Annotated in this window: 1 protein-coding gene; it reads right to left on the bottom strand. The window is 45.1% G+C overall.

The window, feature by feature from the left end:
• On the bottom strand, positions 1-255 hold a 255-nt coding region (locus R0J87_RS22420), incomplete at both ends, for a hypothetical protein (RefSeq protein ID WP_498889082.1).

A 255-nucleotide genomic window follows, 5' to 3' on the forward strand; every position in this document is an offset into this window, starting at 1 on the left:
CTTTATCCGCTCTGTACCTTGCAGAAATAGCACTCTCGTTGGGTAGCTGTAATTGTTTAATTAGCCATGTTTTAAAGCCAGAGGGGAGTTCTGGCTGATTTTCTGAAGATAATGGTTTAACCGTGGGGGATGACGGCTGGGACGTTTGGATACTTTGCCGTGGTAGCTTAATTTCCCCCGTATCTAGCCATTGCTGATATATTCTTTCGGAACTTGCCGATCCAGCCTTGAGGGTATCAACAACCTTTTGAGCAT

Origin of the sequence: Halomonas sp. SIMBA_159 (assembly GCF_046536035.1) — a bacterium.
Classification (GTDB): Bacteria; Pseudomonadota; Gammaproteobacteria; order Pseudomonadales; family Halomonadaceae; genus Vreelandella; species Vreelandella venusta_A.